General features: G+C 70.0%; 24 protein-coding genes. 10 read left to right on the top strand and 14 right to left on the bottom strand.

Going from position 1 to position 24126, the window contains the following annotated elements; translation table 11 throughout:
• On the bottom strand, positions 1-1466 hold a 1466-nt coding region (locus tag VGD44_RS23495), incomplete at its 3' end, for an HAD-IC family P-type ATPase (RefSeq protein ID WP_331090812.1).
• Positions 1467-1559: 93 nt separating this feature from the next.
• On the opposite strand from VGD44_RS23495, the gene VGD44_RS23490 reads away from it, so the two are divergent.
• The gene (locus tag VGD44_RS23490; RefSeq protein WP_331090811.1) at positions 1560-1841 is read left to right on the top strand and encodes a metal-sensitive transcriptional regulator; all 282 of its coding nucleotides are present in this window, start codon (positions 1560-1562) and stop codon (positions 1839-1841) included.
• On the opposite strand, the gene VGD44_RS23485 is transcribed toward VGD44_RS23490, so the two are convergent.
• The 5 genes from VGD44_RS23485 to VGD44_RS23465 form a co-directional block, all read right to left on the bottom strand.
• Positions 1838-2551, bottom strand: coding sequence for a PepSY domain-containing protein (locus VGD44_RS23485; RefSeq protein ID WP_331090810.1), 714 nt, complete (start codon positions 2549-2551; stop codon positions 1838-1840). The two genes, VGD44_RS23490 and VGD44_RS23485, sit on opposite strands and share 4 nt — an antisense overlap.
• A 194-nt stretch (positions 2552-2745) precedes the next feature.
• On the bottom strand, positions 2746-3597 hold the full coding sequence (locus tag VGD44_RS23480) for a DUF3618 domain-containing protein (RefSeq protein WP_331090809.1): 852 nt from the start codon (positions 3595-3597) through the stop codon (positions 2746-2748).
• Complete coding sequence (locus VGD44_RS23475; protein ID WP_331090808.1) at positions 3594-3959, bottom strand: phage holin family protein; 366 nt, start codon at positions 3957-3959, stop codon at positions 3594-3596. Before VGD44_RS23475 ends, VGD44_RS23480 begins: the two co-directional genes overlap by 4 nt.
• 39 nt (positions 3960-3998) lie before the next feature.
• Positions 3999-4658: a hypothetical protein gene (locus VGD44_RS23470; RefSeq protein WP_331090807.1), complete on the bottom strand. Its 660-nt coding sequence runs from the start codon at positions 4656-4658 to the stop codon at positions 3999-4001.
• 166 nt (positions 4659-4824) lie between these two features.
• Entirely contained in the window at positions 4825-5088 is a 264-nt protein-coding gene (locus tag VGD44_RS23465; protein ID WP_331090806.1) for a hypothetical protein, read from the bottom strand.
• A gap of 119 nt (positions 5089-5207) precedes the next feature.
• Here VGD44_RS23465 and VGD44_RS23460 point away from each other — a divergent pair, with 119 nt between their 5' ends.
• The 3 genes from VGD44_RS23460 (at position 5208) to VGD44_RS23450 (ending at position 9096) form a co-directional block, all read left to right on the top strand.
• Positions 5208-6866, top strand: coding sequence for a M28 family peptidase (locus VGD44_RS23460; protein ID WP_331090805.1), 1659 nt, complete (start codon positions 5208-5210; stop codon positions 6864-6866).
• Positions 6867-6970: 104 nt separating this feature from the next.
• Positions 6971-8620, top strand: coding sequence for a sensor histidine kinase (locus VGD44_RS23455; RefSeq protein WP_331090804.1), 1650 nt, complete (start codon positions 6971-6973; stop codon positions 8618-8620).
• A gap of 62 nt (positions 8621-8682) precedes the next feature.
• Positions 8683-9096: a hypothetical protein gene (locus VGD44_RS23450; RefSeq protein WP_331090803.1), complete on the top strand. Its 414-nt coding sequence runs from the start codon at positions 8683-8685 to the stop codon at positions 9094-9096.
• Between the two features lie 4 nt (positions 9097-9100).
• Here the strand turns inward: VGD44_RS23450 and VGD44_RS23445 are convergent, their stop codons facing one another.
• Entirely contained in the window at positions 9101-9469 is a 369-nt protein-coding gene (locus VGD44_RS23445; RefSeq protein WP_331090802.1) for an EthD domain-containing protein, read from the bottom strand.
• 101 nt (positions 9470-9570) lie between these two features.
• Between VGD44_RS23445 and VGD44_RS23440 the strand changes: the two genes are divergently transcribed.
• Positions 9571-11040, top strand: a complete 1470-nt coding sequence (locus VGD44_RS23440; RefSeq protein WP_331090801.1) for a sensor histidine kinase — start codon at positions 9571-9573, stop codon at positions 11038-11040.
• Between the two features lie 454 nt (positions 11041-11494).
• On the top strand, positions 11495-11926 hold the full coding sequence (locus VGD44_RS23435; protein WP_331090800.1) for a response regulator: 432 nt from the start codon (positions 11495-11497) through the stop codon (positions 11924-11926).
• Here VGD44_RS23435 and VGD44_RS23430 read toward each other — a convergent pair.
• The gene (locus tag VGD44_RS23430) at positions 11923-13251 is read right to left on the bottom strand and encodes a dicarboxylate/amino acid:cation symporter (RefSeq protein ID WP_331090799.1); all 1329 of its coding nucleotides are present in this window, start codon (positions 13249-13251) and stop codon (positions 11923-11925) included. The two genes, VGD44_RS23435 and VGD44_RS23430, sit on opposite strands and share 4 nt — an antisense overlap.
• A 144-nt stretch (positions 13252-13395) precedes the next feature.
• Between VGD44_RS23430 and VGD44_RS23425 the strand changes: the two genes are divergently transcribed.
• Together VGD44_RS23425 and VGD44_RS23420 are read left to right on the top strand one after the other, a co-directional pair.
• Positions 13396-14646 carry a serine hydrolase domain-containing protein gene (locus VGD44_RS23425; protein WP_331090798.1) on the top strand — a complete coding sequence of 417 codons (1251 nt, stop codon included), beginning with the start codon at positions 13396-13398 and terminating at the stop codon, positions 14644-14646.
• A gap of 2 nt (positions 14647-14648) precedes the next feature.
• The gene (locus VGD44_RS23420) at positions 14649-15656 is read left to right on the top strand and encodes a hypothetical protein (protein ID WP_331090797.1); all 1008 of its coding nucleotides are present in this window, start codon (positions 14649-14651) and stop codon (positions 15654-15656) included.
• Here the strand turns inward: VGD44_RS23420 and VGD44_RS23415 are convergent, their stop codons facing one another.
• Genes VGD44_RS23415 through VGD44_RS23405 form a run of 3 tightly spaced genes read right to left on the bottom strand, consistent with a single transcriptional unit; the run spans position 15657 to position 18746 of the window.
• Positions 15657-16262 (bottom strand): GDYXXLXY domain-containing protein, encoded by a 606-nt coding sequence (locus tag VGD44_RS23415; RefSeq protein WP_331090796.1) that lies wholly within the window; start codon positions 16260-16262, stop codon positions 15657-15659. It abuts the gene before it with no gap.
• Positions 16259-17320, bottom strand: a complete 1062-nt coding sequence (locus tag VGD44_RS23410) for a DUF2157 domain-containing protein (RefSeq protein WP_331090795.1) — start codon at positions 17318-17320, stop codon at positions 16259-16261. Before VGD44_RS23410 ends, VGD44_RS23415 begins: the two co-directional genes overlap by 4 nt.
• A gap of 46 nt (positions 17321-17366) precedes the next feature.
• A complete protein-coding gene (locus VGD44_RS23405; protein WP_331090794.1) occupies positions 17367-18746 on the bottom strand; it encodes a hypothetical protein in 1380 nt (459 codons plus the stop codon).
• 321 nt (positions 18747-19067) lie between these two features.
• Here VGD44_RS23405 and VGD44_RS23400 point away from each other — a divergent pair, with 321 nt between their 5' ends.
• Entirely contained in the window at positions 19068-21689 is a 2622-nt protein-coding gene (locus tag VGD44_RS23400; protein WP_331090793.1) for a TonB-dependent receptor, read from the top strand.
• Between the two features lie 158 nt (positions 21690-21847).
• On the top strand, positions 21848-22699 hold the full coding sequence (locus VGD44_RS23395; RefSeq protein WP_331090792.1) for an intradiol ring-cleavage dioxygenase: 852 nt from the start codon (positions 21848-21850) through the stop codon (positions 22697-22699).
• Here VGD44_RS23395 and VGD44_RS23390 read toward each other — a convergent pair.
• The 3 genes from VGD44_RS23390 to VGD44_RS23380 all read right to left on the bottom strand — a co-directional run.
• A complete protein-coding gene (locus VGD44_RS23390) occupies positions 22696-23019 on the bottom strand; it encodes a hypothetical protein (protein WP_331090791.1) in 324 nt (107 codons plus the stop codon). The genes VGD44_RS23395 and VGD44_RS23390 overlap by 4 nt on opposite strands.
• Positions 23020-23048: 29 nt before the next feature.
• Positions 23049-23423, bottom strand: a complete 375-nt coding sequence (locus VGD44_RS23385) for a hypothetical protein (RefSeq protein ID WP_331090790.1) — start codon at positions 23421-23423, stop codon at positions 23049-23051.
• 162 nt (positions 23424-23585) lie between these two features.
• Positions 23586-24126 (bottom strand): response regulator (locus VGD44_RS23380; protein WP_331090789.1); only part of this gene is annotated, 541 nt, incomplete at its 5' end.

The raw sequence follows: 24126 nt of genomic DNA, 5'->3' as shown, positions 1-24126 counted from the left end.
AACCCCGGGGCTGGCCGGATCGCGGTCACGGCGGGGCGGCCCTCGGTCAGGGTGCCGGTCTTGTCGATGATCAGCGTGTCGATCGTCTGGAAGCGCTCCAGCGCCTCGGCGTTCTTGATCAGCACGCCCGCCTGGGCCCCGCGGCCCACGCCCACCATGATCGAGATCGGGGTCGCCAGGCCAAGCGCACAGGGGCAGGCGATGATCAGCACCGACACCGCCGCCACCAGACCGAAGGCGAACCGCGGTTCGGGGCCCCAGATCGCCCAGCCGACGAAGGCCAGCACGGCGACTCCGATGACGGTCGGCACGAACCATCCCGAGACCAGGTCGGCCAACCTTTGGATGGGCGCGCGGCTGCGCTGGGCCTGGGCCACCATCTGCACGATCTGCGACAACAGCGTTCCGGCGCCGACCTTCTCGGCGCGCATGACGAACGAGCCGGTCTTGTTGATCGAGCCGCCCACGACCTTGGATCCTGGCTCCTTGCTCACCGGCATGGACTCGCCGGTCACCATCGACTCGTCGATCGAGACGCGGCCCTCCAGCAGTTCGCCGTCGACCGGAACCTTTTCGCCGGGCCGCACGCGCAGGCGGTCGCCTGCGCGGATCAGATCGAGGGTCACCTCCTCATCGGTCCCGTCGTCGCGCACGCGCCGCGCGCTCTTGGGAGCGAGGTCCATCAGGGCGCGGATGGCGCCCGAGGTCTGCTCGCGGGCGCGCAGCTCCAGCACCTGGCCCAGCAACACCAGCACGGTGATGACCGCGGCCGCCTCGAAGTAGATGGGCACGCTGCCGTCGTGGCGGCGGAACGCGGCCGGGAAGACCTGCGGCGACGCCGTCGCGATGACGCTGTAGAGCCAGGCCACCCCGACGCCCATGGCGATCAGCGTGAACATGTTGAGGTTGCGCGACAGCAGCGAGCGCCAGCCGCGCTCGAAGAACGGCCAGCCGGCCCACAGCACCACGGGAGTCGCCAGCGCGAACTGCAGCCAGTTCGAGGTCTGCGCCGAGAAGAACCGGTGCAGGTCTAAGAGGTGCCCACCCATCTCGAGCAGGAGGACCGGAACCGTCAGCGCGAGGCCGACCCAGAACCGGCGGCTCATATCAACGAGCTCGGGATTGGGCCCCTCCTCGCCGGTGAAGACCTCGGGCTCCAGCGCCATGCCGCAGATGGGGCAGTTGCCCGGCCCCACCTGCCTCACCTCGGGGTGCATTGGGCAGGTGTAGATCGTCCCCGGCGGGGCCGGCGGGGGGGTTTGATCCTTCGCAAGGTGCTTCGCCGGATCGGCGACGAACTTGGCGCGGCATGCGGCCGAGCAGAAGTGGAACGTCTGCCCGCCGTGTTCGGCGTGGTGAGCCGTCGTCATCGGATCGACAGCCATGCCGCACACGGGATCGAAGACCTTCCCATGGGCCGATGCGTGGTCGTGAGGGTGGCCGCAGCCTTGCGGGTGATCGGTCATCTGACGCCTCCAGGCCATCCTAAATATACCCCCATAGGGCATATTGCAATTACCCGGTAGGGGTATATGTTCGCGTGTCACCGGAGCCCTGCCATGGAACGCGAGAACAAGCCGCGCCTGCTCAACCGCCTGAACCGCATCGAGGGTCAGGTGCGCGGGATCGCCCGCATGGTCGAGGAGGACCGCTACTGCGTCGACGTGCTGACCCAGCTCCAGGCCGTGCGCGCAGCCCTGGCGAAGGTCGAGACAGAGATGCTGCGCGACCATCTGGGTCACTGCATCGAGGGCGCCATCGTCTCCGGCGACAGGGATCAGCAGCGCGAGAAGGCGGCCGAGCTGATCCAGCTCCTGGAGCGGACGGGCCGGCGAGCCTAGGCCCGGCGCCTCTTCGCGAGGAGCCCCCTCAGGTCGCGGCCGATCCGGATCCACAGCAGGATCAGACCCGTGATGGCGACCGGCAGCGTGAGCGCGGCCGCCGCGATGATCAGCGGGTGGTTGAAGTCGTCGCCGTCCTTGAAGTCGAGGATGTGGATCCGCCAGAAGAAGTCATAGAAGCGCCAAACGTCCGAGCGGCGGCTGACCACCTCGCCGGTCTCGGGCGAGAGGTAGAAGCGCGTCTTCTCGGCATCGTCGAAGTCGACGGCCCACAGCGGCCCAGGCCGGCCCGCCTCCTGCGGCGGCTGGGCGAACCAGCGCGGGGCGCCGGCGCCGCCCTTCCCCTCGTACTGCGCGCCCGCCAGGAACCGCACCTCGCCGGCAGGCAGCGGCGCGACGTGGCGGCCGGTCTTCGCATCGACGACATGGCTTTTGCCGTCGGCGTCCTTCAGCACCCAGAGCGGCCCGCGCAGGGTGGACTTCAGCGTGGCCTCGACCGGCGTGACGCCCATCGCCGCGGCGGCCTGCCCATAGCCCACCAGCCCCTCGGCCGGCAGCGCCTGCGGCTGGAACTTCGCGAGGTGGTGCTCGCTGCGCACGGTCTCGATCGGGATGGCCGTCATCACGACGCCGCCCAGAACCCAGCCGAGCACCTGCAGGCCCACGATCAGGGCCAGCCACTTGTGGATCTGGGTCGACAAACGAAGCATCACGCATCTCCCGCACGGGCCCTACTGACACCCGATTCCCCACATCAGTAGAGCTTAGGACCCCGCGGGTACTTCAAGCTCGGGGATCGCATGCGGCCGTGCTTCGTCAACGGCCCGCGCCCGCCCGCGCAGCCAGCGAGGCGCGCAGCGACGCGCGCCTCGTGGTGGGCTTCCGCGTTTGGCTTTGACCGCGCCTAGTGCGCGCCGCGGCCCTCGAGGTCGTCGCGCACGGTCCGCGCGCCGGCTTCGGCGATGGCCTGGGCCTTTTCCGCCAGGGTCGAGCCGTCGCCGGCCGGGCCGGTCTGGCGATGCAGTTCGTCCTTCACCTGGCCGTAGGCGCGCTGGGCTACTTCCTTGACCTGGTCGAGGGACTGCTTCGCGGCGTCCGCCGCCTTGCTACGGGCGGGCCCGAAGTAGCGCCGCTCCACGGGGCTGGCAGGCAGGGCCGCGCCGATGGCCGCCCCCACCGCCAGGCCGATCGCGCCGATCACCAGCGGCTCCTGATCCAGCGTGTCGTCGAACCGCTGGCGGGCGTAGCGGCCGTACTCGCCAGCCTTCTCCTGGGCGAGATGGGCGTACTCGGCCGCCTTGCCGCGCGCCGCGCTCACGCCCTCCTCCGCCGAGGCCTGGGCGCTGGCCAGCCGGGCCTTCGCCTTCTCGGCCGTATCGGCCAGCTTGGCCTTGGCCGCCTCGGCCCGGGCGCGGACCTTGGCCCGCAAGCCTTCGTCCTCGTCGTAGCCCTCGTGGGTCGGATAGTAACCCTCGGGATACTCGGCCGCCGCCTGCCGCCGGGTCTGGCTGATCGCAAGCCAGGCGATCCCCAGGCCGATCAGGGCGATCGGGATCGGGTTCTCGCGGAGCTGTTCCACCGCCGTCGTCAGCACCTTGTTGCTGGTTCCACCCATCATCCTCGTCGCCTCATCAAACAGTTCGCGGGGTTGCATCTTGTCCTTCAGCGCCTCGACCGTGCGGTCGACGCGTCCGCGCGCGTCCTCGACCTCGCGCTCGATCTCAGCGGATGTCTTCGTCGCGGATGTCTTGGTCATCGGGGGCTCCCCTTCATGAGGTCCGCATCCTTCTTGAATTGCCGGGTCGAGCGGTCGGGGCTGAGGCCCCTCAACGAGATCGCCTTCATCCCGGCCCGGAGCAGCAGGTAGCCCACGAGGGCCACGCCCACGCCGACCAGCAGGGACGCCCAGATCGGGTTCATCAGTTCCGAAAGCGCCAGCACCAGGGCCTGCAGCAGCACCAGCAGCGCCGCCACCAGCAGAAGGCCGCCGGCGGCGATGTCCGCCACCGCCTTGCCCGCGGCGTTCACCTTCTCGGAAACCTCCGCCCGGACGAGCTCGGCCTCCTTGCGCACCAGGCCGGCGATGTCGCCGCCCAATTGGCCTAGGAGGTCGGCCACGCCGACCCCTCTAGGCGCGGATCCGCTGTCGTCCATGGCTTAGCGGCTCCCGCTGGGAGGCGTGGTCGCGGCGTCGGTTTCGCCGATGCCCGACGTGCCGTCGTCGCCGCGCAGCGAGGTCGTGGTGTCGCCCTCGTCGGTGGCTTTCAGGCCGCCCAGGTCGTCCGTGAGCGGCGCTGTCAGGCCGGCTTCGCTGGCGACGGTGGGGCCCTCGTACAGCTCTGCCTCGGTGAGGGTCAGATCGGCGTCGGAGAGCGGCGAGGCCGCGACCGGCTCGGAGGCGCGCGCGAACCGGCCCAGCGCCAGGCCGACCAGCACCGCGCCGCCGATGAAGGCGGCCGGGTTCTTGCGCCCAAAGTCGCGGACCGCGTTCAGGAGGTCGCCGGGCTCCTTGTCGGCGAGATTGCGCGACAGGCTCTCCAGCCCGTCGGCGGCCTGGCGCACCAGCCGCGAGGCCGGGCTCTGGTCGTGCTGCTCCAGGTCCTCGCCGGCGCGCCGCACGGCGTTGGCGAAGTCGCCCAGGGTCTTGGCGCCCGCCTGCGTCCCCCGCGAGGCCTCGAAGCGCACCCGGTCCTGGGCGGCGTGGGCGAAGCTTTGCGCCTCGGCCTTCAGCGTCTGTCCGGCCTGACCGATCAGTTCCTTCGCCTGACCCGTCCGGCTCTGCGAGGTCGTCTGGATGTTGGTCTCGATGTCGCTCATCTTCCTCTCCGGCAGGCAGGAACGCCGCGGCGCCGCGGCCGAACTGGCCACGCGCCTTGACCACGTAAACGCCGAACGCAGCCGTTCGGCGCCTACGGCTCAGCCGCAAACGTCCCTTTTTTCAGGAGGAAGGTCGGCCGCCCGACACGGCGACGGGAGCGGCGCCCTAGCGGCGGCCGCGACGATGCATGAGGGCCGCGCCGATGGCGACGCCGACGGCCAGGCCCAGGACGCCCATCGCCACGGCCTCGCGGTCCATTGCCGCGCGCAGGCTGCGCCGCGCCGAACGCCCGATCCGGCGGATCTGGCTCAGCGGGTTCTCGTCATAGCCTTCATAGACTTCATAGGGCCCGGTCAGCCGCTCGGGCTTCACGTGACGGCCGAACCGGTCGCCCGCCAGCTTGCGCGTCGTGTCGTCGAAGATTCCCATCGGTCGCACCCTACTCGTCTAGGGGTATGCGTGTCCGCAAGGACGGTCGCAAGCCCTTGTCGCCAGCCCATCGTGTCAAACCCGAGGCGGTTGGCGATGATCCACTCTATAGGACAAATATGACGCGTCTCTTTACCGCTCCAGTCCTCTCCCTGTTCGCCTTGTGTGCAGCCGCCGCCCAGGCGCAGGAAATTTCTCCACAGCGGCTTTCCGACATCACCCGCGAGCTCGCCTCCGAGCCCTACGCCGGCCGCGGTCCCGGCGGGCCCGGCGAGCAGAAGACCATCGACTTCATCGTTGGCCAGTTCCAGGCGCTGGGCCTGAAGCCTGCCGGGGACGGCGGCGGCTGGACCCAGGACGTGCCGCTCTGGCGCTACCAGACCGAGCCCGGCGGGACCTTCACCCTCAATGTGGGCGGCCGGTCGCAATCGCTGGAAACCCAGAGGGACCTGCGCATCGAGACCCAGCGGCCGGTGGAGCGCGTCGCGATCCGCGCGGCGCCGCTGGTGTTCGTGGGCTACGGCGTCACCGCCGCCGAGCGCGGCTGGGACGACTTCAAGGGCTACGACCTCAAGGGCAAGATCGCCCTCGTCCTCATCAACGACCCCGACTTCGAGGCAGCCTCGACGGACGCCGTCTCCGGCAAGTTCGGCGGCAGGGCGGCCACCTTCTACGCCCGCTGGGTCTACAAGTACGAGGAAGCCGCGCGGCGCGGGGCGCTGGGCATGCTGATCGTCCACGAGACCGCTGGCGCCGCCTACGGCTGGAGCACGGTCGTGGCCTCCAACGGCGAGAGCTACGACGTGGTCCGCAAGGAACCGGCCAAGGACAAGCTCCTGCTGCAGGGGTGGATTCAGCGCGACCTGGCCGTCCAGCTCTTCAAGGACGCCGGTCTCGACTTCGAGGCCGAGAAGGCCCGGGCCAAGACCGCCGCCTTCCGGCCCGTCGAACTGAAGGGTGCGGCGTTCTCGGCCGAGTACAAGAACCGCTTCACGCGGCTGAACAGCAAGAACGTCATCGCCGCGATCCCCGGTGCGAAGCGGCCCGACGAGACCATCCTCTATGCCGCCCACTGGGACGCCTACGGCATCGGCCCGCCCGACGCCTCGGGCGCGACCGTGCGGCCAGGCGCGGTGGACGATGCCGTGGGCGTGGCGGGCGTGATCGAGACGGCGCGGGCCTTCAAGGTCGGGCCGCCGCCCGAGCGCACCATCCTGTTCGCCGCCTGGACGGCCGAGGAGCGGGGCCTCCTGGGCAGCGAATACTACGCCCAGGCCCATGCCGCCCGGCTGCCGAAGATGGTCGCCAACTACACCTACGACGTCCTGCAGACCGCTGGGCCCGCGAAGGACGTGGTGCTGGTGGGCGCCGGCCAGAACGAGCTCGAGCCGCACCTGGCCGCCGTCGCCGCCCGCCACGACCGCACCATCACGCCCGACCCGCGGCCGGAGCGCGCCCTCTTCTACCGCGCCGACCACTTCTCGCTCGCCAAGCGCGGGGTGCCGACGGTGCTGATGATGGCCATGGGCGGCGGCGCGGAGCTGGTGAACGGCGGCCGGGCGGCCGGGGAGAAGTGGGTCGAGGACTACACCGCCCGCTGCTACCACCTGACCTGCGATCGCTGGTCGGCCGACCAGGACTATCGCGGCGCGGCCCAGGACGTGGCCCTGGCCTTCGAGGCCGGGCGCGAGCTCGCCAACTCCGCGCGCTGGCCCGACTGGAACCCCACGTCCGAATTCAAGCCGGTTCGCGCCAAATCTGCCGCCCAACGCCGCTAGGGCGGGGACGCTACGGTACAGTTTGTCGCAGGGGGGCCGAACTCGGGTTGAACCCGCCGGGGCCCGGTGGTTTGTTCGGGCCCGATCGGAACGCGAAGGGTGCCATGAGCGCGGACCAGATCGTCGGCCCGGCCGGCCGCGATGCCGCGCCCGGGTCCGGCGTGCGTCTGACAGATCCGTTGATTGTCGCCGCGGCCGTCCTCGCGACCGCGCTGCTTGGCATTGCAATGCGTCCCGTGGGCCTTCTCAGCGCCTTCTGGCCTGCGAACGCCGTCCTGCTCGGCCTGTTCCTGCGCGCGCCGCGCCTCGCCACGCCGTTCGGGTGGAGCGCCGCGGCGCTCGCTTACGTCGCCGCTGACCTGATCACGGGCGGAACCTGGATCCGCACCCTTCTACTCACCGGCGCCAACCTCGCCGGCGTCGTCGTGGGCTTCGTCCTGCTGTCGCGCCTGCATGCCGATGACCTGGCCCTGAAGCGGCCGACCTCTGTGATCTCGGTGACCCTGGGCGCAGCGGTCGCCTCGGTAGCGGTCGGCCTCGTGGGCGCGGCCTCGCACCCGTTGCTATTCCATGGCGCACCGTCCTTCGGGGTGTTCTTCTTCTGGGCTGCGACCGAGCTCGCGAACTACATGATCGTGCTGCCGGTGATCCTGACGGCGCCCGACCGCTTCACGCCTGGCGCCTGGCTCGAGCGCCTGCGCCGCACGCGGCCCGGTGAGGTCGCGCCGGTCGTCGTCTACTTCGTCGTGCTGGCGCTCACGCCTGTGCTGGGCGCGAGCGGCGCGCTCGCCTTCCCGGTCCCGGCGCTACTCTGGTGCGCCCTTGTCTATGGCCGCGCCGGCGCCGCCTGGCTGAACCTCTCCTTCGCCGTCTGGGTCGTGCTGGTGGTGTCCGCGAACCCGACCACCTTCGGCCTGGCCCTCGACACGCCGGCCGAGCGGCTCTCGTTGCGGCTGGGCGTGATGCTGGTGGCGCTGGGGCCGATCATGGTGGCCAGCGTCATGGCCGCCCGCGACGCCCTGCTGCGCGAGGCCACCCTCGCCCGAAAGTCGGCCGAGGACGCCATGGCCGCCCGCTCGCTGCTGCTCGCCACCATGACCCACGAGCTGCGCTCGCCGCTGACGTCGGTGGTCGGGTTCTCGAACCTCATGGTCAAGCAGTCGTTCGGGCCGCTGGGGAACCCCAAGTACGTCGACTACGCCCAGTCGATCGAGCTCGCCGGCTCGCACCTGAGCGACCTCGTCACCGACCTCCTCGACACCGCCAAGCTCGAGGCCGGCCGGTTGGAGCTCGCGTCGGCCCGCATCTCCAGCGGCGACGTCGTCGACCAAGCCCTGCGCCTCGTCCGCGGCCTCGCGCTGGAATCGGGCGTCACGGTCTCCACCGGCGCCGGCCCGTGGCCCGAGATCTGGGCCGATCCGCGCGCCGTGAAGCAGGTGCTGATCAACCTCGTCTCCAACGGCATCAAGTTCTCCCGCCCCGACTCGGCGGTCACCGTCACCGGCGAGATTGTGGGCGAACGCCTCTTCATCCACGTGGTCGACCAGGGCCAGGGCATCGCGCCGTCCGACCTGCCGCTCGTGGGTCGCGCCTACGCCCAGGCCGGCGACGCCCAGAGCCGCCGCCAGGGCACCGGTCTGGGCCTCACCCTCTCGAGCGAGCTGGTGCGCCAGCACGGCGGCAAGCTGGTGATCGACTCGACCGTGGGCGTCGGCACGCGGGTGACGTTCGACCTGCCGCTCTCCCCTGGCTGAAAAGCGCGTTCAGGCACGGTTCATGGCCGCCGGGCGTTAACTAGCCCGCATAGGAGGCCATGATGCGTAAGATCCTGACTTCGGCCATGGCGGCCGTGCTCGCAGCGGGCGCCGTGTTGGCGACCGCCGGCCCCGCCAGCGCCGAACGCTACCGTCACTACCGCCACCATCGCGGGGGTGGAGACGACGAAGTCGCCGCCGCTATCCTGGGCGGCGTGGCCGGCCTGGCCCTGGGCGCGGCCCTCTCCAGCAGCAGCCGCCGCGACCGCGGCTACTACTATTACGACAACGGCTATCGTTATGACCCGCGCTACGACAGCTACTCGCGCGGCTACTACCGTGACGATGGCTACCGCGACTACGGCTACTACGACCGGCCCTACCGCAGCCGGTACCGCACCTGCATCACCCGCGACCGGGTCTATGATCCCTATATCGGTCGCCGCGTGACCATCGAGCGCCGCTACGCCTGCTGAGGTCCTAGCCGACCACCACCCGCTCCTGCCCCCACCACAGCGGTGACTTGGGCAGGTCGATGAACCGCTTCTCGTCCTCGAGCAGCATCGCGCCCGCCGCCTGGGCCTCCGGGCGGCGGGCGTTTTCCGCGAGCGCCTCCAGGCTGTCGAACCACAGCTCGGCCACGCCGTCGAACTCGGGCGGCGCATCGCGGCTCGCGCGGATGCCGGCGCTGACCTCGGGGGGCAGGCTGTGCATCTGCACGTAGCGCCGGATCTGCAGCGTCTCGGCCACGCTCGCCACCAGCGGCGCATGGGTTCCATACCAGTAGTCCTGGAACGCCTCGCGGCTGAGGTGTGACTGCCGCACGAGGCAGAACGTCAACTTGATCATGAGGCTGGCTTCCCTTCCCTGCGGCGCTGACCGAACGGCGCTCGCCACCTTCGGTGACGCACGCTACCCTAGCTTGCTGCTGGGGTGTTCGACTCTCGGGGATGGATCTGCCCACGTTCGACGATCTCAAGGGCGAGAACGCGCGCCTTGCCGCCCGGGTCGCCGAACTCGAGGCCCAGATGGCGCGTGCGCCGATCGATCGCCCCAGCCTCTACCGGATGACCGACGCCGCCCCCTGGGGCGCGCTTGTCATCAACCGCGAGGGCACGCTCGATTACGCCAACCCGGCCTTCCAGCGCTGGCTGCTGAAGCCCACACCCGCCGCCGACGAGCGGGTCGAGGATGTCGTGCTCCCCGCGCTGCTTGATGTGCTGCGCAAGCCGCTGGACCGCGCCCTCGCGGGCGAGCAGACCATCTTCGAGGCGACGCTCGACGACCGTGACGGCTCGACCCGTTACGTGCGCGTGCAGGCTGCTCCGCGCGCCGCCGGCGATCTCGGCGTGACCGGCTGCGTCGTGAGCCTCTACGACCTGACCGAGGCCCACGCCCTCGACCGCGCCGCACGCGAGAACCAGGAGCAGCTCGAGCGGGTCAACGCCGTCACCCCCAGCGCCAACTACCTGTTCGACTTCGAGACCGGCAGTTCCATCTGGATCGGCGGCAACACCGAGGCGGTCTACGGCCACACGGTTGAGGAACTGACCGCCGGCGGCGGCGGGCTGGTGCGCACGCTGATCCACCCCGAGGACTTCCACCTGGTGGGTCGCCGCTTGGCCCATCTCGCGACCCGGCCCGACGGCGAGGTGTCGGAGTTCGAGCTCCGCGTCCTGCGGCCCGACGGGTCCTACCGCTGGGTCCTGGACCGCGCTGTGGTCTTCGAGCGCGCGCCCTCGGGCCGGATCATCAAGACGCTGTCGGCGGCCATCGACATCGACGAGCGCAAGCGCGCCGAAGAACGCCGCACCCTCCTGATCAACGAGTTGAACCACCGCGTGAAGAACACGCTGGCCGCCGTGCAGTCGATCGCCCGCCAGACGCTGCGCAGCGACCGGGACCCGGCCGAGATGACCCATGTGTTCACCGCCCGCCTCGTCTCGCTTTCGGCCGCGCACGACGTGCTGACCCGCGAGAACTGGGAGGGCGCCGGCCTGCGCGAGGTGGTGGATACGGCGCTGGCCCCGTTCGACGAGACGCGCATCGAGGCGTCCGGCCCGGAGCTGCGGTTGGGCGCCCGCGCCGCGCTCGCGCTCGGCATGGCCCTGCATGAGCTGGGCACCAACGCCACCAAGTACGGCGCCCTCAGCGGCGACCACGGCGTCGTCCGCCTCACCTGGCGCGCGCGCCCGTCCGACGGCGGGGCGGAGCTCGACCTGGAATGGCGCGAGACCGGCGGCCCGCTGGTGACGCCGCCCCGGCGGCGGGGGTTCGGCTCGCGCCTGCTCACCCAGGGCGTCCGCGCCGACCTCAACGGCGCGGCCGAGCTGGTCTTCGCCCCCGAGGGCGTCGTCTGCCGGATCACTGCGCCCCTCGAGACCGTGCCCCGCCCGGACATCGGCGGCCCACCCGAGTAGGCCGCTCTCGCAACAGACCGGTTGACAGCTGCAACTCCAGTATTTACTAAACTCCTAGAAACTGGATTTCAGAGATCTCGTCACCCGAACCGAAGGCCCGGCGCCCGCCCCCAGCCGCGGTCCCTCCGCAACCAATCCCCTCCCCCTGAGTGCGGATGGTTCGGGTGGCGAGCCCCCAGTTTCCTTAACCCAGGCTCCTTCCCGGAGGTCCCGCTCATGCGCGTCCGCTACGCCATCCGCTGGTCCAGGCTGCCGGAAGCCGTGGCCCTCTGCGCCTCGGCGGTGGCCCTGATTCTGGTCGCGAGCGGCCTCATCTAGGAAAAAGTTACGGAATCCGCCGTGGTTAAGCGGGATTCAGCATTTCCGTCAGCCTTACCTTAAACTCCGAGGCCTCTAGATTCGCCCTGTTGTCGGGCGCTTTCCCCCCCATGCGCCGCCCTCGGAGCGAAGACCCGTGACCCACTCGGGTGACGGCGGCAGGCCGCTTAAGGTCCTGCACGTCGATGATGATCCGATGAACCTGCGCGTCGTGCAGGAGATCCTGGGCGCCTTTGGCCACCAGGCGGTGATGGCTTGCTGCGGCCAGGAAGCCCTCGAACGCCTCGCTGTCGAAGCGTTCGACATCGTGCTGCTCGACATCCACATGCCCGGCATGACCGGCATCCAGGTCATCGAGCGGCTGCGCGCCTCCCCGGGGCCGGAGCGCAACACGCCGGTCGTCGCACTCACCGCCGACGTCTATTCGCGCCGGCCGGCCGAGTACGTGGCGTTGGGCTTCAACGACTTCGTCTCCAAGCCGATTCTGGTCTCGGGCCTGATGGCCACCATCAAGCGCTGCACGGCCCATTTGCCGCCCGTGGAAGAGCCCGTCCGCAAAGTCGGCTAGTCCGCGTCGGCCTCCACCGGCCGCGCCGCCACCTCCGTCGACGGCCCGTTCAGCGCCGCGGCCAGCTTGTCCCGGTCGAGCGCCCCTTCCCACCGCGCCACGACGATCGTGGCCACCGCATTGCCCACGAAGTTGGTCAGCGCCCGGCACTCGCTCATGAACCGGTCGACGCCCAGGATCAGCGCCATGCCGGCAACCGGCACGCTGGGCACCACCTGCAGTGTCGCCGCCAGCGTGATGAAGCCCGCGCCCGTCACGCCCGCCGCCCCCTTCGAGCTCAGCATCGCCACGCCCAGCAGGAGCAGCTGCTCCTGCAGCGACAGCGAGATCCCCAGCGCCTGGGCGATGAACAGCGCCGCCAGCGTCATGTAGATGTTCGTGCCGTCCAGGTTGAACGAGTAGCCCGTGGGCACCACCATCCCCACGACCGTCTTGGCCGCCCCGGCCCGCTCCATCTTCTCCAGCAGCGACGGCAGCGCCGCCTCGGACGAAGACGTGCCGAGCACGAGGAACAGCTCTTCCTTGAGGTACCTGAGCAGCTTCAGGATCGAGAAGCCGTTCAGCGCGGCGATCACGCCCAGCACCACCAGCACGAACAGGATCGAGGTGCCGTAGAACGTGGCCACCAGGGCCGCCAGGCTGGCGATGCTGGCGATCCCGTACTTGCCCACCGTGAAGGCGAAGGCCCCGAAGGCCCCGATCGGCGCGGCGCGCATGAAGATCGCCACCAGCTTGAAGAACGCCTCGGCCACCGAGTTCAGGATGTTGAGCGCCGGCTCGCCGCGCTCGCCGATCATCGCCAGCGCCAGGCCGAACGGGATCGAGAAGAACAGCACCTGCAGGATGTTGCCGTCCGTGAACGCCCCCACCACCGTCGCGGGGATGATGTCCATCAGGAAGCCCACGATGCTCATGTCGTGGGACTTCGCCGCGTAGCCCTTCACCGCCTCGGCATCCAGGGTCGCCGGGTCGATGTGCATCCCCGCGCCCGGCTGCAGCACGTTGGCGACGATCAGGCCGACCACCAGCGCGAAGCTGGAGACGGTGATGAAGTAGGCGAACGCCTTGGCCGCCACCCCTCCCACCTTGCCGATGTCGCGCATGCCCGCGATGCCGGTCACCACGGTCAGGAAGATCACCGGGGCGATGATCATCTTCACCAGCTTGATGAAGGCGTCGCCCAGCGGCTTCAGCGCCTCGCCGGTCTGCGGCCAGAAGTGTCCGATCACCGCGCCCAGGGCGATGGCGACCAGCACTTGCAGATAGAGCTGCGTCCACAGGGGCTTCTTCGCCGCCGGCGCCTCGGCCGTCCTAATCCCCGCCACGCGACTCCCCCGCATTGTTCGGCCCCCAACGTAGCGTCAGAAACATCCCGGCAAAACGGCTGGCCGAAAGTTCGAAGATCGAGAATGCTGAAGCCCGCTTTGGGTCCGCATCAGACGGACCGCGGGGCTGGGAGGACGACCATGATGCTGGACCGCCGCTGCGTGCTGCTGGGCGCCACGGGGGCCGCGAGCCTTGCCGCCTTGCCCGCCTGGGCGAAGATCGCCGTGCAGCCGCCGGCCTCGGCGGGCTTCACCGCCGCCGGCGTCGCCGCCCTCAACAGCGAGATGCACGCCCTCGTCGACCAGCAGAAGCTGGCGGGCGTCGTCACCCTGCTCGCGCGCAAGGGCAAGATCGTGAACCTCGACGCCTACGGCAAGCAGGCTGCCGACCAGCCGACGCCGATGGCCACGGACTCCATCTTCCGCATCGCCTCGATGACCAAGCCGGTCACCGGCGTCGCGATGATGCAGCTCTGGGAACAGGGCAAGTGGAAGCTCGACGACCCGGTCGCGAAGCACATCCCCGAGTTCGCCGGCCTGAAGGTGAAGGCGGCCGCCGGCCTGGTCGACCAGGTCCAGCCGATGACCATGGCCCAGCTCATGAGCCACACCGCCGGCTTCGGCAGGAGCGGCGTCTACGAGGAGGCCAAGGTCAACCTTCGCGAGACCGACCTGCAGGGCATGGTCGACAAGCTCGCCAAGCTGCCCCTCGAAAGCCAACCGGGGACCGATTGGGCCTACGGTCCCTGCGTCGACCTGCAGGGCTACGTCGTCCAGAAGCTCTCCGGCAAGTCTCTGGACCGCTACTTCCAGGACCACATCTTCGATCCCCTGAAGATGCCCGACACGCAGTTCTGGGTGGCGCCAGCGAAGGCGTCCCGCGTGGTGCGCATCCACACCTACGACGCCGCCGGCAAGATCGTCCCGGACGGCGAACCGCGCATCGCCACGTCCCCGCCGCGCTTCCTGGCCGGCGGGGGCGGCCTCGCCTCCACCGCCCCCGACTACTTCCGCTTCTGCCAGGCCCTGCTGCAGGGCGGCCAGCTCGACGGCGCCCGCATCCTCAAGCCCGAGACCGTGAAGCTGATGCGCAAGAGCGTGCTGAAGCTCGGCGTGGGCATCGACCTCTACGGCCCTGTCCAGAAGGGCCTGGGCTTCGGCATGGACTTCGCCGTCCACGAGCGCCCGGACGAGAGCGGCTTGCCGCATGGCCAGGACAGCTACTGGTGGGGCGGCGCGTTCGGCACTTGGTTCTGGATCGATCCGACCAACGACATCGTTTTCGTGGGCATGATCCAGAACCGCGACGGATCCATCCCGGGCCGCGGCACGCCAGCGGTCCGCGAAATCGCCCCGAAGGCTGTCTACGCCGCCCTCGCCGACAAGAAGGCCTGACCATGCGCGCCATGTCCTTCGCCGCCGCCATCTGCGCCGTGGCCACGGTCGCCCAGGCCGCCGACTACAAGGCGCCCCGCAACGCCTTCGGCCAGCCCGACTTCGAGGGTGTGTGGACCAACGCCTCGCTGACCAGCCTCGAGCGCGGTCCGCAGTTCAAGACGCTCACCATCACCGAACAGCAGGCCAAGGCGATGGAAGCGGGCCGGGCGCGGATGCTGGAGGCCCAGAGCAAACCCACCGATCCCAACGCGCCGGCGCCCAAGGCCGGCCAGGACCCCGGCGGCTACAACGCCTTCTGGACCGATCCCGGCACGCGCATGGGCCGCATCAAGGGCGAGGTGCGCACCTCCTGGCTCGTGGACCCGGTCGACGGCAAGCTTCCGTACAAGCCCGAGGGCTACAAGCTCTACCAGGACACCCTGTTCAAGGCCCGAAACACCTTCGACGGCCCGGAGGCGCGGCCGCTCGGCGAGCGCTGCATCTTGGGCTTCGGCTCCAGCGCCGGCCCCCCGATGCTGAACGTGCTCTACAACAACAACTACCAGATCCAGCAGGCGAAGGATCACGTGGTCATCGTCGTCGAGATGAACCACGACGCGCGCGTCATCCGCCTCGCCGACAAGCGCCGCCAGCCCGGCGCCACCTGGATGGGCGACAGCGTCGGCCGCTGGGAGGGCGACACCCTGGTGGTCGAGACCTCGGGCTTCAATCCCGGCGAGTCTCTGCGGCCCTATTTCGGCGCCAGCCTGTTCCTGTCGCCCGAGGCCAAAGTCACCGAGCGCTTCACGCGCATCTCACCCGACCAGATCCTCTACGCCTTCGAGGTCGACGACCCGAAGGTCTACGCCAAGGTCTGGAAGGCGGAGATGCCGCTCAACGCCTCGAAGGGCCCGGTCTACGAATACGCCTGCCACGAGGGCAACTACTCGCTCCCCGGCATCCTCGCCGGCGCCCGCAAGGCCGAGTCCGAAGGCCGCAAGCCCGACGCGGTGGACCTGGCGGAGTAGTTAGAACCAGTCGAGGTCGACGCGCCGGTCGCCGACGATGAGGCCCTTCAGCCGGGCCTCGCCGTCGCGGCCGACCGAGACCACGGCCCAGGATGGCGGCGCCGGCCCGTCGCGCCCCTGCAGGATCCTCTCCAGCGCCTCGGCCTCATCCTGGTCCAGGTGGATGCGGTCGACGCCGATATCGAGCGAGACAGTGATGGGGCTCATCACCTCGCGGCCGTCCGCACGCGTCCAGGCCACGCCGTAGCACTCCGCCACGCCGCGCACCGCGATTTCGCCCTGCCGCAACGCCGCCTCGCGACTCCTGGCCGACCCCACGATCCGGTGGGTCGTCCCTTCGCGCCGGATCGCGAACCAGCCGGCCCGCAGGGGCTCCATGCGCTCGCCCACGCGGCGGCAGGCCTGTTCGGCAGGCACATTGTCCACGAGCTGGAACTGCACGTAGTGGCCGGTCAGCAGGCTGCGCGGGTCGTAGCCGGTGATCGCCAGCCGCACTTCCTGGCCGCCCGCCCGCGCCACGCCCTCGCGCACCACCAGCCCCACGAGGCCCAGCGCGAGGAGCGCTGAGGCCGCTGCGATCCGCACCGGGATGGAGGGAAGCTTCATGCCGCCCGCCTCCGCCGCAGCGCGAAGGCCACCGCGAGCGCGATCAAGGCCGACCCCGCGAACACGGCCGCCGAGGTCATCAGCCCGACGCCCAGATTGAACAGCAAGGTCGCGCCCGCGGCGAACAGGCCCACGACGCCCGCAGCCGTCACGCCCGCGTGCCGGTCGTGCCGCCCGATCCCCACTGCAGCGCCCGACAGCGCCAGCCACGCTATGGAATGCGCGACGCCCCGCAGGTCCTCGTCGAAGCCTGCCACGCCGAACCAGAGCAGCGCGCCCCAGGCCAGCCAGCCATACAGTACGCCGGCCGGGCCCTCGAACCGCTCACGTCCCCAGCGCGCCACCGCCGCGCCCACCGCCAGCACGCCGGCCGAAGCCATGAACAGGGTCTCGGAGTGGTCACGCACCAGCGGATCGAAGGTCAGCACAGCCAGGATCGCCGCCAGCCCCGAGGCGTGCGCCAGAGCCTGCGAGCGCCAGAACAGCGCCGTGGCGACTCCCATTGGCGCAGCCGCGACCAGCCAGCCCGCCCAGGCCTTGTCGCCGCCGAACATAGAGCGGCCGGTGAAGTCGCCGAACGCCAGCATCGCCAGTCCCACCACGCCGGCCCAGGGTGACCGGCCGGCCAGCGCCAACAGCGCCGCCGCGAGCCCCGCGCCGCGCAGCGCCGTCTGCGGATCGCCCGCGATGTCGAAGATCTGGCCCGTGAGCCCGATAGCGGCGGCGAAGATGAGCGCCGCGACACTCAGCAGGGCGTGGCTCGCGATCGGCCGTCCCCGCGCGTTCGCGCGTGCCGCGGAAAGCGCCGCCGCCAGGAAGGCGCCGAGGATCAGGCCGAAACGCGCGGTTCGCGGGATGACGCCCCAGTTGGCGGCCACGAAGGCGATCACCGCCACGCCGGCCATCAGCGCGCCGATGATCGCAAGCGACGTGGCGGCGTCCAGCCGGCGCGCCTCACCCACACTCTCCAGGATCGCCGCTCGGTTCTCCGCCGGCACCAGGCCCCGGCCGATCCAGCCGTCCAGGTCCTGTTCCAGCCTGCGCCGGTAGCTCGCCATCACGCCTCCGCGAGGCGCTACAGTGGCCCGGCCCGGCGGCGGGCGCCTAGTCTTTCTTTCCGCGGCCGCGCTCGTCGTCCTTGCCGCCGCGTTCGCGGGTCGCCGCAGGCTTGCCGCTGTCGGCCGCCGCCGCGGCGGCGCGGGCCTGGCGGACCTGCTGCTGGCGCTGTTCGGCGACGGCCTGGCTGCGTTCCGCCTGCTGGACCCGCCGCTGTTCCGCCTGCGCCTGCTGGCGCTGCTGGGCGACAGCGTGCCGCTGCTCGGCCTGTTGGGCGCGACGGGCCTCGGCTTGCGCCTGCTGACGTTGATGGGCCACGGCCTGCCGCTGTTCGGCCTGCTGCGCCCGCCTGGCCTCGGCCTGGGCCTGCTGGCGCTGCTGCGCCACGGCCTGCCGCTGCTCGGCCTGCCGCTGCTCGCGCGCCGCGACCTGCGCCCGCTGCTGCTCTGCGCGCGCCTGTTCCCGCGCTACCTGGACCTGGCGCTGTTCGGCGCGAACCTGCTCGCGCTGCTGCTCGGCGACCGCCCGGCCCCGGTCGGCGTCCGCCTGCACGCGCGCCTCGCGGGGTGCATCTCGGCCCTCGCGGCGCTCGTCCCGCACCGTCTCGCGCCGGGCCCTGAGCGCGTCGGCCTCGAGCCCGTCGTCCCGGCGCTTGACCGTGGCCACCTGCTGGCGGGCCATCCGGTCGCGCCAGGCCTCGGCCGCCGCCTGGCGACGGCGGGTCTCAGGCTGGAAGCGCTGCAGTTCGCGGTCGCCGTCGCGCTCGCGCCACTGGCGCCACGCCTTGTCGTCCCGCGCGGCCCTGAGCCACGGGCCGGCCGAACGGCTCACTCGCGGCCCCTCGGTGACCCAGACGCGGTCGTCGATCCGCACCCGCCGCGCCTCCCGCGAGGCGCGGCGCAGGTCGTGGCCCCGCGCGTAGTAGCGGCCGGCCGTCGGCGCCACGCGATAGACCACGTCCCGCGACAGGTAGCGGCCGCCGATGTCAAACACCGCGATCAGCACGCCGGTGGGCCCGAAGGCGTAGCCGTACTCGTAGTCACGCACGAAGTAGGGGAAGTCGGCGCCGGGCTCATAGTAGTAGTAGCGGTAGTCCCCGCCCCAGGGCTCGGCGTACAGCGCCCAGTCGTCGGCCGTCTCCCAGACGTAGGGCTCGACCTCGTCGTAATAGAAGCCGTAGTCCGGCGGCGCGTCGTAGAACGTCCGTTGCAGGCCGTAGGCCCGCTCGGCCCACTGATAGCCACGCGCCGGCTCGTAGTATTCGACCCGGGCGGGTTCGGCGTAGGGCAGCTCGGACACCGCCTCCATGTCGGCCAGCGACGCCGGTTGCGGCGCGTCGATCGGGCGGTTGCGCTCCTCGCAGCCGGCGATCAGCACCGCCATCGCGGCCGCCGCGGCGAGGCGCGCCTTCAGACCATACCGCTGCATGAAGTTCGACCTCGTCGTTCCGTTGGCGCCAGCCTGTCCCTCGGCGGCTGAACGGGGGCTGACAGAGAGAACGCCGCTCGCTGGAACCGGTTGCCCGATCCCTTACGCAGTAAGGCCTTCAAAGAGCGTGTTCGCCCAACCGTGGCTTCAATTCCTCAGTACCCGGAATTCGGATTCGGTGGGGACCAAGGCTTATTGACGGCGCCGGCGCCATGCCGGACATTCGAATCCAGACGCCACAAAAGGCGTCATCAAAACGGGCTTGGGGAAATCGTTCAGATGTTGTCCAGAAAAGGAATTCTGCTGTCATGCGCGTTTGCGATGACGGCGTTCTCCACCGAGGCGTTCGCGCAGGCCACCGAAATCGAAGAGCTGGTGGTCACCGCCGAAAAGCGGGAGCAGTCCCTGCAGGACGTCCCGGTCGCGGTGTCGGCCTTCACCGACGAGCGGCGTGAACTGGTCGGCATCAACTCCGTGCAGGACCTGACCAACTTCACGCCAGGCCTGTCCTACTCCACCAACAACGATCGCGCCTCGCTGCGCGGCATCGGCCGTTTCTCGAACAACCGCTCCACCGAGGGCGGCGTGGCTATGTACAACGACGGGTTCTACACCTCGTCGGTGACGGCCTTCGCCCAGTCCACCCTGTTCCTTGAGCGCACCGAGGTGCTGCGCGGCCCGCAGGGCACCCTCTACGGCAAGAACGCCATCGGCGGCGCGTTGAACATCGTCTCCAAGCGCCCGACCGACGACTTCTACGCGGAGGTCCGCGGCACCTACGGCAACTACGACACCAAGGTGCTCGAGGCGGCGATGTCGGGCCCGCTGTTCGCCGGCGTCCGCGGCCGGGTTGCGGGATCGTGGAGCCACATCGGCAAGGGGGTCTTCGAGAACCTCAATCCCAACGTCCCCGACGAAGGCAACCGCGGCGCCTACTGGACGATCGAGGGCCAGCTCGACGGCGAGTTCGCCGACGGCAAGGTCGAGTGGTGGCTGAAGCACTCGACCACCGAGTGGCACACGCTCGGCCGCGGCCCCGGCGGCCGCACGACGATCGCTTACGGCCAGCGCGGCGGCACGACCGTCCCACTGCAGGCGCCGCTCACGCCCAACGCCGCCGGCTTCGGCCTCAGCACGATCCTCCCGAGCGCGACCTGCCAGTTCTGCTACGACACGGACGACGGCAACTATATCAACCTCGAGAGCAACACGACGACGTTGAATGTGACGTTCCACGCCGACAACTTCGACGTGAAGTACATCACGGGCCTCACGTACTACGACTATCGCCTGCAGACCGACCTGGACGGCACGTCGCGTTCGACGCCCTTCCTGCTGCCTCTGCCGGCTGTCGGCGGCCCTGTGCCGCGCCCGGCGCAGTCCCTGCCCTACTTCCCGCGGCAGCATAACCAGTACCAGGAAGAGGTCTGGTGGTTCTCCAACGAGCTGAACATCTCGTCGACCCATGAAGGGCCGCTCCAGTGGCTGTTCGGGGCGTACCAGTACCGCGAAGGCTCCAACTACCGCCTGTCCGACGCCCGCTTCCCGGACGACGCCCGCTTCGAGCGGCCCGTCGGCCAGACCGGCCTGCCCGTGGCGCTCAACCCGCTGCGCCGCTACGCGGTGGGCGAAGCCGAGAACAAGAACCAGTCGTACGCTGCGTTCGGCCAGGTCGACTGGCAGGCGACCGAGACGCTCAAGGTCACCGCCGGCCTGCGCTACACATACGACGAGAAGACGTCGTTCGAAGGCGCGAGGCTGTTCTGCCTCTACACGACGGCCTGCCCCATCAGCCGGCTGCTCGTGACCGCGGTGGACGTGACCAATACGGTCGTAGCCCCCGTGAGCCAGCTTCAGTACGACCCCGCCGTGCAGGGCGGCACGGTCGCGGTCGACGCGCTCGGCCAGGAGCACCGCGTGGGCGCGGTCTACACCGATCCCACCACAGGCCTGCGTCACCGCCTGCTGAACTATGACTGGAGCGCGCTCACCGGCACCTTCGGCCTCGACTGGAAGCCGGACCCTGACACCCTGGCCTACGCCAAGTACTCGAAGGGCTACAAAGCGGGCGGCTTCGACTCGGGAACGACCACGCTCCAGCAGTTCGTCACCACCGAGAAGGAGACGATCGACGCCTTCGAAGTGGGCCTGAAGAAGACCTTCGGTGGCCGGCTGCAGACCAACATCTCGGCCTTCTACTACGACTACAAGGACATCCAGATTCCACTGTCGTTCTTCAACGAGGTGGTGGGGGCCAACCAGACGCGGTTCGTCAACGTCCCGAAGGCGCGCACCTACGGCCTCGAGGTTGAGACCGTCTGGCAGCCGATCGAGAACCTGCAGATCCTGGCGAACTACTCCTACCTGAACGCCGAGATCCGCAAGGGCGTCTTCACCCCGGACCCCGACGACCCGCTGGGCGTGCTGCCGGGCGTCACGCTTGCGCCGGCTTCGGCGCAGGCGCCTACGGCCTGCATTCCCGGGCGGACGCCCGTGTCGGCGCCCGGCGCGCCGGCGACCTGCTCGCTGTTGACTCAGGTGAATCAGGACATCAAAGGCGCCAAACTCCCGTCCTCGACGCCGCATCGCTTCACGATCAACGCGAACTACACCTGGGAGTTCGACCCGGGCAGCCTGTCGCTCTCGGCCAACTATGTCTGGCGCGACGCGACCTACTATTCGATCTTCAACCGCTACTACAACCGGGCGAAGTCGTACGGCACGACCGACATGCGGGCCGTCTTCCGCGATAAGGATGACCGCTTCACGGTCATCGGATCGGTCAAGAACGTCTTCGACCAGCGCGGCTCCGCCGGCGTCAGCGCTACGCGGCTCAGCAACACCATTGCACCGCCGAACTCGGCGCAGTGGAACAACGTCAACCAGACCATCTCGTACATCCTGCCGCGCACCTACAGCCTGGAGCTCCAGTACCGCTTCTAGGTCGACCTCCGGTCCGATCAGCGAACGCCCCGGCCCTGGCCGGGGTGTTTTGCGTTTCAGCATCGGCCGCGGTCCCGCAAACACGCCGGCAACACGGCCGCCCTGTTCCAACTCGACACGTGCAGTTCTTACGCAACAATGCGACGGGAACAGCCTCCATGCACGACCACGACCGCGGCCTGATCTTCGACCTCCAGGCGCTCGAACGCCGACGCCTGCTCGGGCTGATGGCGGCCGGCGGCGGGGCCATGCTCCTCAGCGCCTGCGGCGGATCCGACAGCGGCGCGACGTCGACCACGACCACCACGACGGCGACCACCATGGGCACGACCGGGACCGGCACGACGGGTTCCACCAGCTGCGGCACGACGCCGACCGAGACCAACGGCCCCTACCCCGCCGACGGCTCCAACATGGCCAACGGGGCGCCCTCCAACGTCCTCACCACCTCTGGCGTCGTGCGCAGCGACATCCGCGGGAGCTTCGCCGGCCTCTCGGGCACGGCCGCCGGCGTCCCGGTGGGCCTGACCGTCAATCTGGTGAACGTGAACAGCGCCTGCGCCGCACTCGCCGACTACGCCATCTACCTGTGGCACGCCGACGCCAACGGCCAGTATTCGGTCTACGACCTGGCCCAGCAGAACTACCTCCGCGGCGCCCAGGCCACGAACGCCAGCGGCCAGGCCACCTTCACCACCATCTTCCCGGGCTGCTACGCGGGCCGCTACCCGCACATCCACTTCGAGGTCTACCGCAGCCTGGCGACCGCCACCTCCTACGTCAACCGCGTGCTGGTCTCGCAGTTCGCCCTGCCGGCCGAAGCGTGCAACGCCGTCTACGCGACCAGCGGCTACCCCTCCGGCGCCCAGCGCTTCGCCCAGACCAGCACGTCCGGCGACAACGTCTTCGGCGACAACACCTCAGCGCAGATCGCGGCCATGACTCCCGCGCTCTCCGGCACCCCGACGGCGGGCTACACGGGTTCCGTCACCGTAGGACTCTCCGTCTAGCGGCAGTTCTGGATCACCCGCTCCAGGTCCTCGAGCCGTTGCTGGCGCAGGATCCGGCCGGCCGCCATCAGCTGATAGCGATCGGCCGCTCCAGGCGCCGCGCGGAGGGCCGCGTCGGTGTCCGGATAGCGCGGCGGCTGCGGCAGGTTGCGCGGCACGCAGCTTTTCGGCGGCGGCGGAGGCGCCGCCTTCGACGGCATGACCAGGATCGGCGGCGGCGGGGGCGCTGCAACCACGACGGGCGCCGGCGGCTCGGGCGCCGGCGGCTTCCTCTTCTTGAGCGTCTGGCATCCCGAAAGCGCAAGGGCGGCCGCTGTCACCACGACCGCGCATGTCAGACCGGCTCGGCTCATTGCTTAAGGTTCGACAGCACCGCCCGGTCGGCGCTCTCCATGCGGGCGCAGGCGTCGATGCCCTCGGGCTGGGCGGACAGCAGCGCGTTGGCGCGCGCCCGGTCGGGCGTCGGTCCGCGCCTAGCGAACTCGACCTCCATCGCCTCGCGGGCCTGATCGGCCTGGTGGCAGGCGGTGAGCTCCGCCCGGAGCGCCGACTGGGTCCGCTCGGCTGCGCGCGACAGCTCGACGATGCGCGCCTCGTACTCGGCGCGCTCGGCTTCCCACAGGCTCGTGGCGACGCCCAGCGCAGCGGCCAGCGCGACGGCGATCGCCATCGAGATCGGCCCGACAGCCGGGCTCATCAGGTATCGTCTCAGTTCTGCCAGCATGCTCCCTCCGGACGGCCGGGGCCGCCCACGCGGTTGCAGTCAAAGGCGTCGCTGTGGCCATTTCGCGGCGCAGCAAACGAAGGCCACGCGACATCTTCGCGCTGATCTCGCCTGACGTGCACCCTCATACAACCAAAAAGGGAAAAAACTAGGCCGTTCTCATCACTGGTGGCGTTCGCGCAATTCGGCCGGGGCGGCGACCTCGGGCGGCTCGGCCGCCCAGCGGGCGATGGCCATGAGCAGGCCCGCCATTTCGATCGGCTTGCGCACGATACCCTCGAACACCGCCAGCGCCTGGGCGTCGTCGGCGGTGATATCGGCCGAGAACGCCAGCATTGGCGTCGTCCGGTTCAGGCCCTCGCCCGCACGGATCGCCCGCGCCGCGGCCCAGCCGTCGACGCCGGGCATGCGCAGGTCCATGAGGATCAGTTCGAAGGCCTGCAGGTTGGCCAGCTGGATTGCCGCCTCGCCGCCGTCGGCCGTCGTCAGCGCCACGCCCAGCGGCGTCAGCAGCGACCGCACCAGCTCGCGGTTGGCGGCGTTGTCGTCCACCAGCAGCACCCGTAGCCCCACGAAGGCCGAGATGTCGAGCTGCGCGCCCTCGGCCGCGTCGGCCGCTTCGGCCGGCGGCGCCGGGACCTCGAACCAGAAGACCGCGCCCGCGCCCGGACGGCTCTCGACCCCGATCGCCCCGCCCATGGCC

The sequence above is a fragment of the Phenylobacterium sp. genome, from assembly GCF_036402295.1.
Taxonomy (GTDB): domain Bacteria; phylum Pseudomonadota; class Alphaproteobacteria; order Caulobacterales; family Caulobacteraceae; genus Phenylobacterium.
The sequence above is the reverse complement of the archived record's forward strand: the minus strand, read 5'-3'. Positions and strand labels throughout refer to the sequence as shown.

Bases quoted from the DNA above. Each gene is read 5' to 3' on its own strand.
- VGD44_RS23485 (WP_331090810.1), bottom strand. From the start codon at position 2,551: ATGCTTCGTTTGTCGACCCAGATCCACAAGTGGCTGGCCCTGATCGTG.
- VGD44_RS23445 (WP_331090802.1), bottom strand. From the start codon at position 9,469: ATGATCAAGTTGACGTTCTGCCTCGTGCGGCAGTCACACCTCAGCCGC.
- VGD44_RS23490 (WP_331090811.1), top strand. From the start codon at position 1,560: ATGGAACGCGAGAACAAGCCGCGCCTGCTCAACCGCCTGAACCGCATC.
- VGD44_RS23395 (WP_331090792.1), top strand. From the start codon at position 21,848: ATGCACGACCACGACCGCGGCCTGATCTTCGACCTCCAGGCGCTCGAA.
- VGD44_RS23410 (WP_331090795.1), bottom strand. From the start codon at position 17,320: ATGGCGAGCTACCGGCGCAGGCTGGAACAGGACCTGGACGGCTGGATC.
- VGD44_RS23440 (WP_331090801.1), top strand. From the start codon at position 9,571: ATGGATCTGCCCACGTTCGACGATCTCAAGGGCGAGAACGCGCGCCTT.
- VGD44_RS23470 (WP_331090807.1), bottom strand. From the start codon at position 4,658: ATGAGCGACATCGAGACCAACATCCAGACGACCTCGCAGAGCCGGACG.
- VGD44_RS23460 (WP_331090805.1), top strand. From the start codon at position 5,208: ATGACGCGTCTCTTTACCGCTCCAGTCCTCTCCCTGTTCGCCTTGTGT.
- VGD44_RS23450 (WP_331090803.1), top strand. From the start codon at position 8,683: ATGCGTAAGATCCTGACTTCGGCCATGGCGGCCGTGCTCGCAGCGGGC.
- VGD44_RS23455 (WP_331090804.1), top strand. From the start codon at position 6,971: ATGAGCGCGGACCAGATCGTCGGCCCGGCCGGCCGCGATGCCGCGCCC.
- VGD44_RS23425 (WP_331090798.1), top strand. From the start codon at position 13,396: ATGCTGGACCGCCGCTGCGTGCTGCTGGGCGCCACGGGGGCCGCGAGC.
- VGD44_RS23420 (WP_331090797.1), top strand. From the start codon at position 14,649: ATGCGCGCCATGTCCTTCGCCGCCGCCATCTGCGCCGTGGCCACGGTC.
- VGD44_RS23400 (WP_331090793.1), top strand. From the start codon at position 19,068: ATGACGGCGTTCTCCACCGAGGCGTTCGCGCAGGCCACCGAAATCGAA.
- VGD44_RS23480 (WP_331090809.1), bottom strand. From the start codon at position 3,597: ATGACCAAGACATCCGCGACGAAGACATCCGCTGAGATCGAGCGCGAG.
- VGD44_RS23405 (WP_331090794.1), bottom strand. From the start codon at position 18,746: ATGCAGCGGTATGGTCTGAAGGCGCGCCTCGCCGCGGCGGCCGCGATG.
- VGD44_RS23465 (WP_331090806.1), bottom strand. From the start codon at position 5,088: ATGGGAATCTTCGACGACACGACGCGCAAGCTGGCGGGCGACCGGTTC.
- VGD44_RS23385 (WP_331090790.1), bottom strand. From the start codon at position 23,423: ATGCTGGCAGAACTGAGACGATACCTGATGAGCCCGGCTGTCGGGCCG.
- VGD44_RS23415 (WP_331090796.1), bottom strand. From the start codon at position 16,262: ATGAAGCTTCCCTCCATCCCGGTGCGGATCGCAGCGGCCTCAGCGCTC.